The 16677-nt window shown below is 66.6% G+C and carries 9 protein-coding genes; 3 read left to right on the top strand and 6 right to left on the bottom strand.

Translation table 11 applies throughout. From position 1 onward, the window contains the following. Nucleotides 1-93 precede the first annotated feature (93 nt). Genes ACVBEQ_RS05505 through ACVBEQ_RS05495 form a run of 3 tightly spaced genes read left to right on the top strand, consistent with a single transcriptional unit; the run spans nucleotide 94 to nucleotide 6235 of the window. Nucleotides 94-1314, top strand: a complete 1221-nt coding sequence (locus ACVBEQ_RS05505; RefSeq protein WP_447152406.1) for a hypothetical protein — start codon at nucleotides 94-96, stop codon at nucleotides 1312-1314. Nucleotides 1315-1322: 8 nt separating this feature from the next. Further along, nucleotides 1323-3221: a phospholipase D-like domain-containing protein gene (locus tag ACVBEQ_RS05500; RefSeq protein ID WP_447152405.1), complete on the top strand. Its 1899-nt coding sequence runs from the start codon at nucleotides 1323-1325 to the stop codon at nucleotides 3219-3221. Beyond that, nucleotides 3218-6235 carry a DEAD/DEAH box helicase family protein gene (locus ACVBEQ_RS05495; RefSeq protein WP_447152404.1) on the top strand — a complete coding sequence of 1006 codons (3018 nt, stop codon included), beginning with the start codon at nucleotides 3218-3220 and terminating at the stop codon, nucleotides 6233-6235. The genes ACVBEQ_RS05500 and ACVBEQ_RS05495 overlap by 4 nt, the downstream gene beginning before the upstream one ends. A gap of 727 nt (nucleotides 6236-6962) precedes the next feature. On the opposite strand, the gene ACVBEQ_RS05490 is transcribed toward ACVBEQ_RS05495, so the two are convergent. From ACVBEQ_RS05490 to ACVBEQ_RS05465, 6 genes are all read right to left on the bottom strand, one after another. Next, nucleotides 6963-7478 (bottom strand): hypothetical protein, encoded by a 516-nt coding sequence (locus ACVBEQ_RS05490; protein WP_447152403.1) that lies wholly within the window; start codon nucleotides 7476-7478, stop codon nucleotides 6963-6965. Further along, entirely contained in the window at nucleotides 7475-9451 is a 1977-nt protein-coding gene (locus ACVBEQ_RS05485) for a type IV secretory system conjugative DNA transfer family protein (protein WP_447152402.1), read from the bottom strand. The genes ACVBEQ_RS05490 and ACVBEQ_RS05485 overlap by 4 nt, the downstream gene beginning before the upstream one ends. A gap of 35 nt (nucleotides 9452-9486) precedes the next feature. Next, a complete protein-coding gene (locus ACVBEQ_RS05480) occupies nucleotides 9487-10962 on the bottom strand; it encodes a C40 family peptidase (RefSeq protein WP_447152401.1) in 1476 nt (491 codons plus the stop codon). Next, on the bottom strand, nucleotides 10929-11801 hold the full coding sequence (locus ACVBEQ_RS05475) for a hypothetical protein (protein WP_447152400.1): 873 nt from the start codon (nucleotides 11799-11801) through the stop codon (nucleotides 10929-10931). Before ACVBEQ_RS05475 ends, ACVBEQ_RS05480 begins: the two co-directional genes overlap by 34 nt. A gap of 104 nt (nucleotides 11802-11905) precedes the next feature. Beyond that, nucleotides 11906-14098 carry a TrbL/VirB6 family protein gene (locus tag ACVBEQ_RS05470; protein WP_447152399.1) on the bottom strand — a complete coding sequence of 731 codons (2193 nt, stop codon included), beginning with the start codon at nucleotides 14096-14098 and terminating at the stop codon, nucleotides 11906-11908. Further along, nucleotides 14095-16674, bottom strand: a complete 2580-nt coding sequence (locus tag ACVBEQ_RS05465) for an ATP-binding protein (protein ID WP_447152494.1) — start codon at nucleotides 16672-16674, stop codon at nucleotides 14095-14097. The genes ACVBEQ_RS05470 and ACVBEQ_RS05465 overlap by 4 nt, the downstream gene beginning before the upstream one ends. Nucleotides 16675-16677: the final 3 nt, after the last annotated feature.

Raw genomic sequence — 16677 nt, 5'->3', positions numbered from 1 at the left:
CCATCGGCGGTTGTGTGACCGCATTTACTGCTGGCGAGACGCGCGACCGGGCGGATGGGGGGCGCGATAATGAAGCACGCGATGCTTACGTCGATGTCCGATCGGCTGCTGGTATTCGGGACTCGGGACGATGTCGCTCGCGAGCCGGTCACCCAGGACCCGCTCGGCTTCCGCACGACTTCTGAGGGTCTTGCCGACGTTTTCGCGCCGGGCCTTACGGTCAGCACGCGGTCAGTGCGTTACTACCAACTACTGGCCGCGGGTGTTGCTGCGGACGCCGGCGGTGGCGACCCGCGGAATACGGTGATGCGGTTGGAAAGGATATGGGCGCTGGCTTCGTACCTTTCGAACCCGGGGAATGGGGAGCTGCCTGGTTCTGGCCTCGCGGGTATCAGTCGTGTGCGAGGTGCGGCCAGCGGGCGGAGTGCCAAGCTGACGGTGTCGTACCGCATGTTCCAGGGGGACGGGCAGGCTCGCCAGGGTGTCTGGGGTTTATACCGCCGATCCGCTGAGCAACTGCTTTTCGTCGATGGGCAGGTGCCGACGGCCCTGGGGTCGAGGATTGCCGGTCCGATGGAAAGCGCAATGGACCGCGGTCACCTGCGCCGCGCAGCACTCGGCACGCTCAAAACCGCGACAAGACAATCACTAGCAAGTTTTGGCCGGTCGGCGGGCCTGTTCACCCCGATCGACAGGGAGACGGCGGACGCGGCGTGGGAGGCGCTTCGGGCCGATCCCAACCGGCGGGAAGCAGCGAAGGCGCTCCGCACAGGCCTGAAGAATCAGGAAGCCCTTCTCGCTAGACTAGCGAAGAACGCGAAATTTGCTGTTGCGGCCCGTGCGGCGCAGTCACTCGAGGAGATGTTCGCAGCGTTGACCCGGCTGCTCGACGCGGCGGTCACTCTGGCCCAGCAAGCTTCCGCCGTGGACCAAAGAGAATTCAGAGGGAATAGCGTCCTCGTCGGCACCTTGAACAATTGGAAAGGCGCCGCCATAGACCGGTGTGAGGCGTTGGCGCGGTGTGACGTTGTTGATCCCGGCGTGGTGACCTTAGGTCTTGAGGTGGCCGCCTCGAGGGACCCATGGAACGCCCTCGAGATGTTGATCGGACGTCATCACCAGGTTCAGGAAGCGAAGGGCCGCCAGCCTTGGCTTCACTGGCGGAGCGGGCACCTTGTCCGGGGCGCGGCCTCTCCGCTGACGGACTACAACCCATTTGATCCCGCCCATTCACCCCACGGTCACGACCTCCGTCTACTCAATCTCCGCAGCATGGCGATCGAGATCGATAAGGCGGGGGCAAAGCTGAAGTGAACGACTCCGTGAGGCTTCTCGACGTCTTGACTAACATGTCGGATGACGGCCCGTTCACGACGATCCTGGCCACGACGTTCACGTTCGACCCGGTTTTCTTCGTGTCGACAGGGGTGCTGCCGGCGCTGGCCGGTGGACTCAACTCCAACCGTGGGACAACTGACAAGCGCCAGCGGTTCGCGGCGGAAACTGTGCGGGATCTGTTAGGGAACCCGTTCGTGGCCGTGCTGCAGGGCTGTCCCTCGCCGTCTGGCGCAACCCCGGGATGGATCGATCGGTTCCTTTGGCCGACCCGGCGCCTCGGTGTGCTGCACGCCAAATGCCTTTTAGCCTTGGGAAAGTCGAGGGCACACGTGGTAGTCACCTCGGCCAATCTGACCGAAATGTCCTGGTGCAGCAACCTTGAGGTGGCAGCCAGTTGGTCGGCACCACTGGCAGCGAAGAAGACCATCGCGGAGCGTGGGCGAGCCGCCGCGGTCGCCGAGGTAGCGGATGGGATCGAGCGGCTCGCGACGCTGGTGGATGCAACAAAGACACGAAATGAAGCGCGCGCGATCGCATCCGACCTCCGCGACTCCGAACCGGCGAATCCCGCCATCGGATGGTCCGGCGGCCCATTCGTTGGGCATCCACTTGACCGTCTTGATCCAGGCGATGAGGTCGTTGCGGTCTCACCGTTCTGGGCAGCCGACGAACAGTCCGCTGACGCGCTGCTGAAAGCCTTGGGGCGGCTCGGGCCGAGGATGCAGTTGGTCGGCCGCAGCCTCTCGGGGTCGACACTTATTGAACTGCCCGCGGCACTGGAGTCCGCAGCGAACGCCGCCGGAGCGACGCTCGCCGTCGGGCGGCCGAAGTCCACAGTCGACGACACTGATTCTGATCAGATGAACCGGAGGCTGCACGCCAAGCAGGTCGCTGTCAGGTCCGGCGGCCGCTGGCGCTCCTACGTCGGATCGGCCAACGCCACTGCACAAGGGTATGGATTGGCCGGTCGCGCGAATATAGAACTCGGGGTCGTTGTCGAGGCCGCTCCGCTGCTCACCCGAATGAACGCGTCAGGTTCGCAGCCTCCCGCACTCAGCCTGGACCTCGACGACCCCGCCGCGTTACTAGCCGACCCTGACGACCTACTCGGCATCTACGCTCGAGCCTTCCTTGACGCATCCGGTGAGTTGCGCGTTCACATCGAACCAGCACCGGGGCAGGCGCACGTGGAAGTTCCCACCGGCGGCGTCAACCACGACCTGACGCGCGAGACTGATCAACAGGTGCGGCTACAGGACCACGAAATCGACGCCCTGGTGCGTCGAGCTGAAATCACCGTTGTCACCTCCGACGCAATGCGATTGGCCGTCCCCATTGTGCTCGATGAGTCATACAAAATGCGGGTCGGTGGTCCCGCCGACTTGGAGCTCGACGAGTTACTCGCTCGACTCTCCGGCGATCCGGTTCGCCGGCCCTCTGACGATGAGGCCAGCGATCCGGATGACGGCAATCCTGACGTGACAAAGCACAGTGCGCTGAGTTCACCTCGCAAACCCGTGCACCGCGCGCGGGAAGCCATCGAGGTGATTGCCTCTGCAGAGAAATCCATCAATGACTTCATCGCCAGCAATCCCTCCGAGCGTCTCCTCGAGCTCAGGCTCGGTGGCTCCGGCAGCATCGTCGATCTCGCTCGACGGGCTGCGGTCACCAGTGGCTCGCCGGCAGGTCTCACGTCGGTCGCTGCCGCCTTTGTGGTCAACGAAATAGCGTTGCTTTTTGACCGGTTACCCACCCAAGATCCTGATACTGCGTTGGTGCTAAAGAAGCTGACCATCGAAATCAACGACTACCTGGACGGCTTGCTCAAGAATCTCGAGCACGCGTTGTCGCGCCCCCTCCGCGGCCTCAGAGCCACGCGATGACACCACTCCCTGGAATCGACCTGAGCGGACCGCGTCGGTCTCACGGCCAAGCACATCTTATTGCAGCGGAGGAAGTGGATCGTCAACATGCGACGGCCCGCGGAATTCTGGACCGCCTCCCGGGTCGAGCAGTTCAGCTCCTCGCGGACGAGGTCGGCATGGGCAAGACCTATGTCGCACTCGCGGTAGCATCAGCCCTGCGCCCACCCGCACGGAGCTGCAAGGTCGCTGTCCTCGTCCCCACCCAGGAACTCGCGGACAAGTGGACGGAGGAAGTTCATGAGTTTAACGCCACCTGCGTCACCCAACCTGGCCTCACCCTTAGACCCGTCAAGCCGGGCGGTAGTTACCAGGTCAGCGATCTCGAACAACTAGCGGACCAGGCACCGCGACGTCAACTGGCCGTCGTCCGCTACGGTGCTCACGGCCTCGCGTCCAAGCAGCTCCCCAACAGTGGCGAACGGCTAGCGGCCGCGGCATGGGCGCTGAGTCTCCATCGGCGGGTGAGTACCCATAAACAGGACCTGCGCCACGCCTACACCCCGGAGGGCAGGCCCGGTGCCAGTCAGCTCATCACCGCCATCACCGCCCTGCAGAAAGCGAACCGACCACTCATTCCACGGCCGCGGCCCGGTGGAAAAAATGGTTGGGCACCAACGCAGATCGAAGGCGTCACCGGGAGTGAACTTTGGTTGGCCGCAATTGAAGCGGTCTCGCAGCACGGTGCTAGGGATCCACGGACGGCAGACGCGCTGCGCAGACTGGCCCGCGGCGCGCTCCTCTCCCAGATCAACGCGTTTGACTTGGTAATCGTCGACGAGGCGCACAACTGGGTGAACCGGGCCAACGGTGCCGACCCCGCCAGGCTCGCCTACCTGCACCAGGCTCGCCATGCACTTCTCCTCACCGCGACACCTCTCCAGCTGGAAGCTGGCGACCTCCCCGCCTTGCTGGGACAGTTCACCGATCTAGGTAGCGCCCTTCGGACGAAGCCACCTGGTGAGCTGGCCGACAAACTACCCCAGGTTTCGGAACAACTGGTGAATGCATCCCTTGCCGCAACCCGATTCCGAGCCGTATGGCACGCATTGCCGGCGGATGCGAGTGCCGAGTCGGCAGGCGCGGATGTCTTCGCCGATGACACGCCAACCCAGAAAGCGATCGAGGAGCTCGACCGGGCGAACCGCCAGCTCGAACGCGTTTTGCGCCCCTGGTTGATCCGGCACAGGCATAGCCGAGCGCACCGCCGCATACTCATCGGCGACGAATTCACCGTCCAGAATGTCGGCGAAAATCCACAAGCTATATTGGATCGAACGGCGCTCCACGAAGCCGCTGGACTGGAAGACGACCACGCCGAACTCGCGCAGCTAGCACTCATGCGCTTGGTTAGTATCGTCCTCACCGCGGAAGGCCGCACCGGGCGCACGACGCTCGCCGCCTCCATGACCGGGTGCTACTCGACCATCACCGTATCCAAAGAGGCAGCACAGCTCCGGACAGCAACATCGGAGGCAGCCCCGTACCTGAATCTCATCAAGCCTCACGTCGACGTCGAGAAAAAACTCCTGGCCGGAAAACCGGTCAAACTTGCCAATCTCCACCCCAAAGTGCGCACGACCCTTCGGGTCGTGGATGACCTCTGGCAGCGCGGCGAAAAGGTCCTCATCTTCTGCTGGCGAGTAAATACCGCAAAGGTCGTTGCGGCGGCGATACGGCAGCAACTCCGTACACAGATTTCCGACAGCAGGTGGGTCGGTCTGCAAAGTCGCCTTTCCACATCGCCTCTTCTGGCGGCTACCCAGGATCGGATCATTCACTCCCTGTGCCTCGCGGGACGAATCACCATTCCGTACCAGCAACTCGTGACCAGAACCCGCGAAGAAACAATCAACAGGCTCGTTGTGGACCAATCTCGCAGAATCAGTCCAAATGACCTACGCCGCCTGCACTCGCAACATCAGGCAATCTTGGCGGCAGAGGTTATCAGGGTAAAGGCAGCGGATGAATCCGCGACGGCACTCCTGCGCGAACTCATCCGCGTCGAAACACACCGCAAACCGGGCTCCTTCAAGGTGACCGCCCCGTCGCCCGAACCTGTACTCCAATCACTTCTGGAGAACCCAGCACTATTCACCGGACCAATCAAGAATCAGGGCGACCGGAAGGCAACTGGCAGTCTTGCTCACAATCTCGATACCTACACCCAACGATTCATCACCACCCCGGGGGACGCCCTCAAACGTCGGGCCATGCTCGTTGCAGCTCTCGCCTCAGCAACGCAGTCCACTCGCACACTCTCGCGTCTACCAGGGATAAACCCGGATCACCACCCAGACGCGCAGGCGCTATCGACGGCAATCAGCAAACCGATGGGCGCGGGTGGCCATGCCAGGAGCATGCTCGATCGGCTCGCCGAACTGGTCAACGAGTTGACTGCGATCGAGAGCCTCACCAACCTTGACGATAGACTGAATGAACTCCGAGTCTCCCAGGAACGCCCACCGGTTGACGAAATCAATGGCGCGACTGGACACGACGAACGGAGACGGCTTTTTGCCCGTTTTAATAGTCCGCTTTTCCCGGACGTTCTCGTTTGCACTCAGATCGGAGGGGAAGGAATCGATCTTCACCAGTACTGCCGAGTGGTCATCCATTACGACCTTTCCTTCAATCCCAGCAAACTCGAGCAACGCACAGGTCGTTGCGACCGTATCGGAAGCAGATCCCGAAAAGAACGAACGGACCTGATCGTCGGCGTACCGCTCCTCGCCGGTTCGTACGACGAGAGGATCTTCGCGACCCTTCTCAGGCGGGACCGAGAACAGGAAGCGCTGATCGGAGCCGGCATCGGCGGAGATCAAGACATCTCCGCCATAGAACAAGACCGCCCGGACGAGGTGATGGACACGGCCGACCTGCATCGGAAGACACGGCCAATCCCACCAGAACTCATTGAGAAGTTGCGGTGCGACTTCACGATCTGGAAGGCACGCCGCATTGAGCAGGCGTAGAGCGCATCCGCCGGACCCGTGTGACGGCGACACACGGGGTCTTATGATTCAGACTACGACATCGTTGTCCAACGGACCTCCTGTGTCGCGGGAGGATCACGCCCGCGCGACGCGCCCTGCGGCGCCCCGGGATCCCCACGGGTGAGGAGGGAACGACCGAGCTGCAGACCCGTGCCATCCACGTCCGCGCCTCAGAACGGACCGCGCGAAGTGTCCAGGTTTGACCGGCGTGTTAGACGCCTCAAGTAAGGCATGTTGAGCGACTGGTGACTGTCATGATCGTGATCATCACGCATCTCGGCAGAGGTCAGGTGCACCAACCTCTACAGGCGGCACTACCGCTCGATCCCGCAAGGCGACTTCTTACCTGATGGCCGGGGCCATCGAGAGGCGGTCCTCCATCCAGTGACCACGGCAGTGACCAAACCCGATCCTCCTGATTCGCATGACGCACGTGCGACACTCCTGGCATTTGTCAAATAGGTTGCAGCACAGTGGATCTGCATCTGCCCATCACCTGGGGGTCAAGTGCGCCGCGGGGGACCGATGACCGTGGGGCTGGCAATCGAGGCCTGAGGCGGCTTTGGGCAAGCAGTGCAATGCTCACGGTGTCTCGTCGAGGTGACCGTGGCTGCTGCGTTTTTCTAGGAAGCCGCCAGGCCCTGACACGCGCGCAGCGCCCGGGGCCCGATGGGCATCCCAACTGCCTTTATCGTCTCGATGGTGATCAGCCGAAGGCCAGCATGCCGAGATGGTCGATGTCAGCCATGAAATGGTCGGCGCCGTCGGGGTCGGATGGCCACTGGGACATTGGCTGGTCGCCGTCGCGTCGCCAAGTGGCCGGGTGGTGGCCTTTCCTGCATTCGACGGGTGAGCGCCCAAGGGTTTGTGATAACCGGCCGCGAAAGCCAGGTAGGTAGCGGAGGTAGAACTCGCCGGCGCGTTCGGCGGTGGCAGTGGGGTCGCGATGGGCGGAGTACCAGAGCCAGGCGATGACAGCGAGTTCGTGGGCGAGCCAAGGGTGTTTTGGCCAGCAAGGCGGGATGAGCTGGTCCTCGGCGACGGCGTAGCACTTGTTGTAGGAGTCGACCCAGTCCTCGATTCTCGCGCCGAGGGCGAGGCGTTCCGGTGCGGTTAGCGTGGACCAGGTCCACGGCGGCCGTCGTTTAGTGCTTTTGGGTTGATCGGGCCAGTAGTCCTGGAGAAGTTGCTGGTCGGGATCGGTGAACAGCGGCGAGGTCACGGAATCTCGTTTCCAAGCGGCATGTGGAAGCCAACGGTCCGGGCGCCTTCTCTGACGTCGTCGAGGCAGTAATTCGCCGCGTTGGCAGCGGCGATACGGGTGCTGACCCGGGCTTCTTCACGGTGAATTCGTCGGTACAGCCGGCGCTTGTCGTACACCGATGACGCGTGCCCGATGAAGGGTGGGAGTCCGCGGGCGAGGACGACGGCGTGTCCGTCGGCGAGGTTCTGTTGGTCAGCGACGGTGAGGCTTTCCTGGCGTTCGGTGTGTTCGGAGCGGCTGGCGGTGCCGCGGGCGGCGGTGACGACGGTGGTGGTGCCGGCGCGGTCGGACAGTTCCTTGGCGAGGTTGATGTCGATGCCGCCGACGATGGTGACGCCGGCGGCGTCGCGGAGGGCGGCGGCGTCCTTGCCGTAGACGGCTTCTTCCTGGCTGGAGGATTGCACGGAGTAGACGAACCCGATGCCGTACTTGCGTTGCGAGCTGGCGACGTACGGCAGGTTCGGGACTGTGACGCCGTACCGGAGTTCGTCCAGGACCGCGATGAACGGAACCCGCAGCCGGCCGCCTGGTTGGTGGAGGGCGACGGTTTCGGCGGCCATGAACATCTCGGCCGCGAACAGGCTGAGCAGGGGCCGGGCGCGGTCGATGCGGTTGGGGTCGGCCAGCAGGTACACGGTGCCGCCGCCTCTGATGATGTCGGTCATGTCGAACCCGTCGGGGTCGTCGGGAGTGGGGGTGCAGAGGGCGCGTCCGTCCGTGGTGGCGACGGAGTTCAGCGCTAACGCGAGGTACCGCAGCACACCGCTGGTGGTCCTGGACGCGCGGGTATCGAGGTGGGTGGCCAGGTTCAGAACGGCGGAGGGGTCGGTGTGGTGGGGGTGGTCTTCCAGGATCCGGGTGGGGGTGGGGTCGTCGGGGTGCCGCATCCAGTCCAGGAGATCGTCGATGCCCCGATGGCCGAGGGCGGCGGCATGCAGCCAAGCGGCGAGGACCTCGGTGGCGGAGCTGCGGAAGAACCGATCCGAGTCGGATCCGCGCTCGTTGGTGTTGTCGACGCCCGCGACGAGCGCGCCGGCGCGGCGGTGCGCGATGGTGTGGTCGACGCAGGCCGGGATCGGGTTCCACCGCACATTGGGGTAGCCGGCGGCCCATCGGTTGGCCGGGTCGGAGAAGTCGACGACCGCAACCGGGTATCGCCGCACCCGACCCACCTCGCGGTTGATGAAGCGCAGCCAGGGGAAGCGGTGCGGGTCGCGGCGGTGGGTGCGGGCCAGCACGGTCTGCGTGAAGATGCTGGGTTCGGTCGACGCGACCAGTGCCGGCCCTGGCAGTGTCCGGATGATCGGGATGAGCAGGCGGGCGCCCTTGCCCCATCCGGTGCGGGCGATGATCCGGATCCGTTGTTCCCAGTCCGCCCACACGACCCGCCGGCTCTTCGGGGTCGTCGGTCTGAGGAGCCGGTACCCGAACGCGCTGGTGGGCAGCAGGAACCGCTGCGCTCGGGTGAGGCCGGGGCGGGTGAACCGTCCGGCCCGGCGGGCGGCGCGGGTGCCGAGCGCGGCCCGGATTCGGCGTTTGCGGGCGAGGCCGCGGTGTCGGGTCTGTCGGGACAGACCCCGGCCGACCGGACGCACCAAGAGCACCAGCCATCCGAGCCACAACACGATCGCGATGAGCGCGGCGGTTCGCGTGTTCATCTCGGGCCAGGCGATGGCGACCGGGAACCGCAAGGCCCCAGGGGGTTCCCCCGTGTTGGCGCCGAGCCCGAGGAGCCCGGAGCCGTCTTCGCGGATCGAGCGGGTCTCCAGGGTGGGCCACTGCCACTCATTTCTGAGCCAGGATGCGATGCCGGTGCCGATGGTGACGGCGCCGATGCCGCCGACCAGGGCGAGGAGCACGGCGAATCGGATGCGGCGGCGTTGCCGCCTGGTGTAGAGGCGGGTCCGGCCGGCCTCGGCGATGTGGGTCATACCGATACCTCCAGGAACCGTTGCAAGCCGGGGGCTCAGAGTCGGACGGCGATGTTGTTGAAGTCGCCGCCGTTCCGCACGACGGAGACCTTCACGTGATCGCCGCTCTGGGGTGCTTCGACCATGTAGTGCTGCCCGTTGATGGGGCCGAGGTATAGGGCGACGTGGTGGATCTCGGTGCCACCCCAGAACAGCAGGTCACCCGGCAAGGCCTGGGTGTAGGGGAGTTGGTGCCCTTTGTTGACTTGGTCGTAGGAGCCGTGGGACAGCGCGACCCCGGCTTGCGCCCAGGCGTAGAGAGTTAGTCCGGAGCAGTCAAATCCGGTGATGGTCCAGTCGTGGTGGACCTGGCACAGCCCGGTGCAGCCGTCCCTGGTGCCCAAGGTGGGTCCCTGGGCGTTGCCGCCGCCCCACGCATACGGGGTGCCGAGCCAGGACAGTGCGGCCCGGATCGCGGTCGCGGCCCGCGTGGTCGGTGCGGTGACGGTGCCGGTGATCCTTGACGCGGCGGGGAGTTCGATTCGGGTGCCGGTGCCGCCGACCGGGGTTCCGCCGGGGGTGGTGGGTTTGCCGCCGCCGGTGGACCCGAAGTAGTCCTGGTAGAGGTAGAAGAAGTTGCGGTTCCCGTAGCTGGAGCACCGGTCACCGGTGCCGGGGTAGGCGGCGAGGGACGCCGGGTTCGGCTGGTACGGGGTGTAGTTGTACAGGGACGCGGTGGCCGTGTTGCTGATGGTGACGGGTGCCGAGCCGCAACCACTTTCGGCGACGTTGAACAGAATGTTGACTGTTTGCCCGGCACGGTAGGTGTACTTTCCGGGGTCGGTTCGGTATCGGGACCATTGTTTGGCCATGCCGTGGGCCTGGTTGACCAAGCCTGCGTGGGCGGGGTCGCAGTTCGCGGTGCCGCCTGGTCCGGTGTCCGGGCAGTGCCACCCCCACGCTGCCGCATACGAGGCGGGTGTGGGGTCGGTGCGATTCAGCAGCCGGGATTCCTTCTGCAGGGTCACCAGCATCACCCGCGGGTTCACCCGACATGCAACGGACACCCGGGCGATCACCGCCGCCGCGTCCAGGCCGGTGCCGCCGGTCACCGCGGCGCAATACCGGTCCGCCGGTTGATCGGCCATGGTGAACCGGACGGTGCGGAGGCAATCGTTGCCGGTGCAGGCAGCGCCCTGTTCGGCGATGAAGTCGCGGATCTGCGGTTCGCTCATCGCCGTGGTGTTGTAGAACTCTGTGTCGGAGATGATGTTTCCGGGGTCGAACGCCTGCCCGATGCAGGTGGCGGCGCCGACCGGGCAACCCGCAGTATCTGTGGTCGTGGCGATCTGGGCGCCGTCGCCCAGACCCACGGCGAGCACCAGGATGAGCACGATCCCGGCCACCAGAACACCGGTGCCGCCGCCGCCAACCAGCAGCACCACCTTCATGCCGGCGGCGCGGGCGACGACGCCACTGCCGGCGGAGGAGATGACCATCAGCCGCCGACCGCCGCCACGTCGACTCGCCACGAGCCGTCCACGCCCAGCAGGACGTACTGCCGCCGCTCGATCCGGAAACGCCGTATCGCAGTGTGTTTCGTAGTATCGGTGACGGTGCGGGTCGCGGACACCAGTACCAACACCGTATTTGTGCTGCCCGGTGGGCGGGAGACGATCCGCGCCCGCGGGGTGTCGCACGACGCGGCCGCGCCGGGTTCATGGCTTGGGGCGGTCTGGCCGGGGGTGGCTGTGAACTGCGCCCACCCGGCGTCCGTCATCACCGACCGGACACGTGCAGCCACCTCAATGGGACTGCGGTGGTAGATCGGGCACCACGCGGCCAACCAGCGGGCCGCCGCGGTTTCCGGCGAGGTCAGGTCCACAGCGGGCTTCTCTGATCCTTGCGCGCCTGGACGGGTGATCACGGACGTCGTCAGGTCGGGATCGAACCTGCGCAGATCCGTTAATTCCGAACCAGTTTCGGCCACAGTCTGCGGTGGGCTCGGGGCTGTCGACGTCTGTGAGATCCACCAGCCGGCCGCCGCGACCGCGATCACGACGGTGGTCAGTAGTGCGGCCACCACCCGCGGACGTCCCCGGTGCCCGGCGCTTTGATCGGGCTCGCTGCGGGTGTTCCGTCGGGCACTGAGCAGCTCGGCGAGTTCGGCTCGGCGGGTGGCGGCGATCGAGTCGACCTCGCGGCGCCGCTCCTGCCGGGCCCGTGCCTTGGCCCCGAAGGGAAGCAGACCGGGGCCCGGTCGGACCAGATCCCGGGCGAAGAACAGGCTTTTCGCGGCGGCGGTGATCTCGGCGTCCAGCACCCGCGGCGGCTCACCGGCACCGTCGGGATCAGTCTCGAGACACGGCATCTCGGCATCGGAGTCGTCTGGCGCAGCGGAGACACGCAGGACGTTCTCCCTCCTGGATGGTTCAGTCCGGTCAGGCTCCGTTCCAGGCGGCACGGCGTGGCCGGTCATGGCTGGGCCGCCGTGGGTCCGTCATCCAGGGGTGTGATCCGGCGGCGGGGGCGAAGCCTGGGCGTGACCCTGCGCCTGCGGGTTGCCGCCGGGGGATCCGAATCCGCCGCCGGCGCGGCGGCCGGTGTGGCGGGTCGCCCGACGCCCGATGACCGACGTGAGGGAGCGGCGGAAGGTGCGGCGGGTTCGACGACGGATCCGTCGGGGACGGACACCCATCGACCGTTGCTGGTATTCCGCACCTGTCGCCCGGCCGGTTCGGCGCCGGTCGAGTGGGTGCTGCGGCCCGGGTCGAGTTGCCGGCGACCGTCCTGGCCGGGCGCGGTCGGTCCCTTCGGCAATGCACCCGCCGGGCGGCGGGCGCCGCGTCGGATAGGGGACTGGTGCGGGCAGTCCTCACCGGACGGGGTGGGTGGGCGGCGTGGCCCGCCCGGGCGGGCGGCGGGCGGTCCGCCCCCTGGTGGCCGCGGCACCAGCGGACCACCACCCCCGCTGCTTGGGCTGGAGCGGCCGATGGCTCGGGGGCCGCCCTGGATGCCTGGTGGCGGGGTCGGGAGCAGTTGCCGGGGACCGTTGTCCAGGTCCGGGACCCGGTAGGCGTCGACCCGTTTGACGTTGGGGATGCCGTTGTTCCGTGGGCCATGGCGGCCGGTCCAATCGACGCCCTTGGCGCGGTCCCGGATGTAGCGGCCCGCGTTGTACGGGGAGCGCATGACTTGCCGGCCGAAGTGTCTGACCTTGCCCAGTGCCCACCCACCGGCGCGCATACCGGTCCAGGCGGCCATCATGCCGAGCATCCCGGCGCTGCCCCCGCCGCCCATCATGGTGAGCGATTCGATGAACGCCCTGACCTTCACCGCCCAGAACATCAGCACGATGTTCAGCAACCCGACGATGAAGAACCCGTATTTGTCGACGTGGCTGCCGATGAACTGGGAGACCATCATGACCGCGGCAAGGATGACGGTGACGAACAGGGCCTGCAGTTGCAGGCCGAGGGTGTATTCCCACCATTTGGTGCCGAACCGGCGGAACCAGCCGGGAATGGGCCACCCCACCAACGCCAGCACACCGAGCAGGAACATGGCGGCGAACCCGATCACCGCGGTGAACCCGGCGATCACGAGGATCAGGGTGAGGATGGCCATCGGCAGCGCCATCATCACCATGACCATGACGTAGCCGAGGCGGCCGAGGTCCATGCCCCGCACCCAGTTCTGCCAGGTGCCGAACTCGGTGACCTGCCCGTTATCGGCCATGGCCTGCTCCCACCCGGTCCAGGTGTCGTCGCCGGCGAGTTTGTGGAACCCGGCGACCCGGCAGATATCCAGTTCGTGGAACTGCGCAAGGCACCACGGGGTGGACCCGAAGGAATCCCATAACCCGGCGACCAGGCTCCGCCCGGCGACCTCCTGCGCCGGACCGGTCAGGGCGGGGTTCCGGTACCCGGTGACCGACACCGCCTGTGGGGTCAGCGATGTGGTGGTGCCGGTGATGACCTTCGCGGCCAGTTGCTCACGCAGGCCGTCGACCTGCAGCATGATCTGCGACGGTTGAGTCACGAACCCGATCGCCAAGGTCGCGGCGGCGATCACCCAGGCGATGTCGGAGACCCAACCGCGGCCCTCGCCGCGCCACCGGGAGTACGTGACGACGGCGCCGACGGCGACGGTCGCGGAGATCAACGGCCAGAACACCTGATCCGCGAGAGTCCTGACCGCGGAATCGATCTGCGCGGCCGAGTCCCGGTAGAACGTCAAATTCAGGAACCACTCGAGGAGCAGGAACGCCCCGTACAGGGGGAGCAGCGCAATCCACAGCAGCAGATTGCAGATGACGCCGACGATCTGGTATAGCGCCGCCGTTAGCCCGAACCCGGACTGTGCGTCATCGTCGGGTTGGATCGTCAGCGAGTACGCGAACGGGCCGTGCGCCTCGAACAGCGTCTGCTGGCCGTCGGCGTAGGTGGGGTGGGAGAACAACCCGTCGGCGTGTGCTAACCCCGCGGCGCCCATGGTGAAAAGGCCCAGTAACCACGCCAGGGCGAGGAGCCGCCCCGGGCGGCGCAGGCTGACCAGCATCCACCCGGCCAGCCGTCGCAGAGCGCCGAGCGCGGTCCGGAGGCACCGGCTTGCGACACCGGCGATCCCCATGGCCGCCGCATTGGGCAGCCCAGTCACCATGGTCATTGGTCGGCGCCGAAGAGCGCGAATTCGTCGGTATCCGCTGTGCCCGTTGTGGTGTCGGTGCTGCCATCCGGGTTGGGGTCGGTGTGCGGGTCTGGTGGGGTGGTGTTGGGGGTGTCGTCGTCGGCGTCGGTGGACAGGGTGTCGGCGATCCATTGGGTGAGCCGGTCGAACTCCATGACCGTGAGGCGGCGGTGCCGGTCCCGGGCGACGCATTGCCCCACGTGCAGGTCGGCCATCGCCGCCCGCAACCGGGGTCCGGGATCCGGGCGGCCGAGCAGGACCGCTTGGGCGTCCTGTTCGGTGGTGCCGGTGGCCTGAAAGCAGAAGGCCATCAGGATCTGTTCCAGCAGGGCGATCATGTCGGCAAGGTCACGAGCCGACTGCGAGTCCAGCAGCAGATAGGTCTTCAGGGCGCGCCCGACCCGAGCCAGCCAGTCCACGAACGCCCGTCCCTCGGGGTAGGCGGTGAGCAGGTGCAGCTCAGTGAGGGCAACCACTTTCACCATCGTCCTGGCCCGCCGGGATTGCAGCAGGGCGTAGGAGAACGCGATCCGCATGGTCGCCATGGAGCAGCGCTGCGCCACCGACCACTGCGCCGGGTCCGGGGTGTGCCGGGGCAGGTCCAACCCGTCGAGCCGGAGGTAGATCAGCCCGCGGCCGGTCATCAACGGCGTGGCTTTCGGGTGCAGGTCGCCCAGCACGGCGCGGAGTTGCGGGGTTTTCGCCCGCACCCGCAGCGTCCCGGATATCGCCTGCGCCACGCCTGCGTTCGGGTCTGCCGCGGACCCGTCTTGCAGGGCGGCGATGACTGAGGGGCTGGACCACGTTTCCCGTGGCCCGGCGAGAACGTGGTCGATGGCGGCCTCGAGGACGGTTTCGCCGCGGCGCCGGTCGTCGGCCGACAACGCGCCCAGGAGCACGTCGAGCGTGAGGGTGCGGGCCTCGTCCGCGGTCGGGGCGAACCGCATCGGGTCCATCGTGCCGGCGCACGAAGGGTGCAGGACGTCGACCTCCTGCACGGTGACACCCAATACGCGGCGGGCGGCATCGACGATCCCGGCAAGGTCACCCTTGTTGTCCACCAGCAACGCCCACGCCCCCTCGGCGAGCAGTCCGAGCAGGGTGAGGCAGGCGGCGGTGGACTTTCCGCCGCCTGAGCGGCCGGTGAACACCAGGGTGGTGGGCATGGTCCGGTCGGTGTCGGTGCGGGAGGCGATGTGCAGCTGCACGGGGTCGGCAGAGGACCCCAGGTTCGCGCCCATGTACGGGCCGGCGGGGTCGCCGAAGGGGCTGCCGCCGTGGAACCAGGATCCCGCCAGGGTGCGCAGCGGTTGGTCGTGCCCGAACTCCGGCACCCGCACCTGGTCGCCGGGCAGGAGTTCCTTCCACAGCAGGTCCTGAATATGCGGCACTTGCTGGAGCTGGACGATCCCGTCGTAGCGTTGCTGCAGCGCGGCAACCCGCTCCGCCAGCACCATGGGCGTGTCGGCGGTGACGACCCACCGGGGGTGCTGGGTGCCCTCCACGTCGTGCCGGTGCTGCACCTCCGCCCGCCGGTCGGTGAGGGTGTCCACGGCCTCGACGGCGTCGCCGGGGACGGGGGCGCCCGCCTCCTCCGCCTCGGTGACCTGCGAGCGGGCTGTCTTCAACCCCCGGTCCAGCAGCGCCCGGGACCCGACCTGCCCGTGGTTGACGCCGCGGACGTTGGCTTCCACACCGTGGATGTCGGTGAGGATCTCGAGCCATTCCCCACCCGGCAACTCCAGATCCTGCGCGGGGAAACCGTTCCCGGCGGCCGCGGTCAGGATCGACACGTACTGCGCGGACCCGGTCGTCAGGTCGGTGACCCGGACAAACCGCGGGTCCAAGGTGGGATCAATGTCGCCGTGGCACAACCCGGCCAGCATCGGCCCGGGGACCACCGTGGCTTCCGGGACCGGTAGCGCGGTCCGGCGGACCTCCCGGGCATAGGCCCAGGCGATCATCCCGGCCGCCGCAGGCGTCCCATGCAGGGTGTACCGGGCGACCGCGGCGTGCCATTTTTCGATGCCGGGTTGTGCTGCGGCCAACCGTTCCACGGCGTCACGCCGCTGCTTGCTCGGCGTGGCGGGGCCGGCCAACCGGTTGAGAAATCCGGTCGCGGTCGTCCGGGAAATGTTGGGATCGTTTTCGAGGCAGCGGATCCCGAGGAGCACAACCTTGCGCCGGTAAGTGCCGGTGGCCGCGTTGAGGTCGATGCGGTGAGCGCCGAGGTCGATGTACTGCTCAGCGTTGGGGGAGCGGACACTGTCGAACCCTGCCCAGGACCTCCGGTAGGCGTCCCCGCTGTGCGGCGCCGGGATCACCTTCAGGTGATAGTCGACCGCGGGCGGAAGGACCGCGGCCAGCGAGCGGGCGGTGGCGAGGGTGGCCTGGTCCAGGTCATCCTCCTCGGCAAGGAACGTGCTGGCGATCGGGATCTGCACCCACGCCCACACCGAGCCGGCTGTAACAAGGGCGCCGTCGGTGATCAGCAGCGGCGCCGCCGCCGGAGCGTCGACGCGGCGGACCTGTTCCCGGGTGTTCCTGGCAACCATCGC

Source organism: Nakamurella sp. GG22, from assembly GCF_052976845.2.
This window is presented reverse-complemented; position numbering and strand designations above follow the sequence as displayed.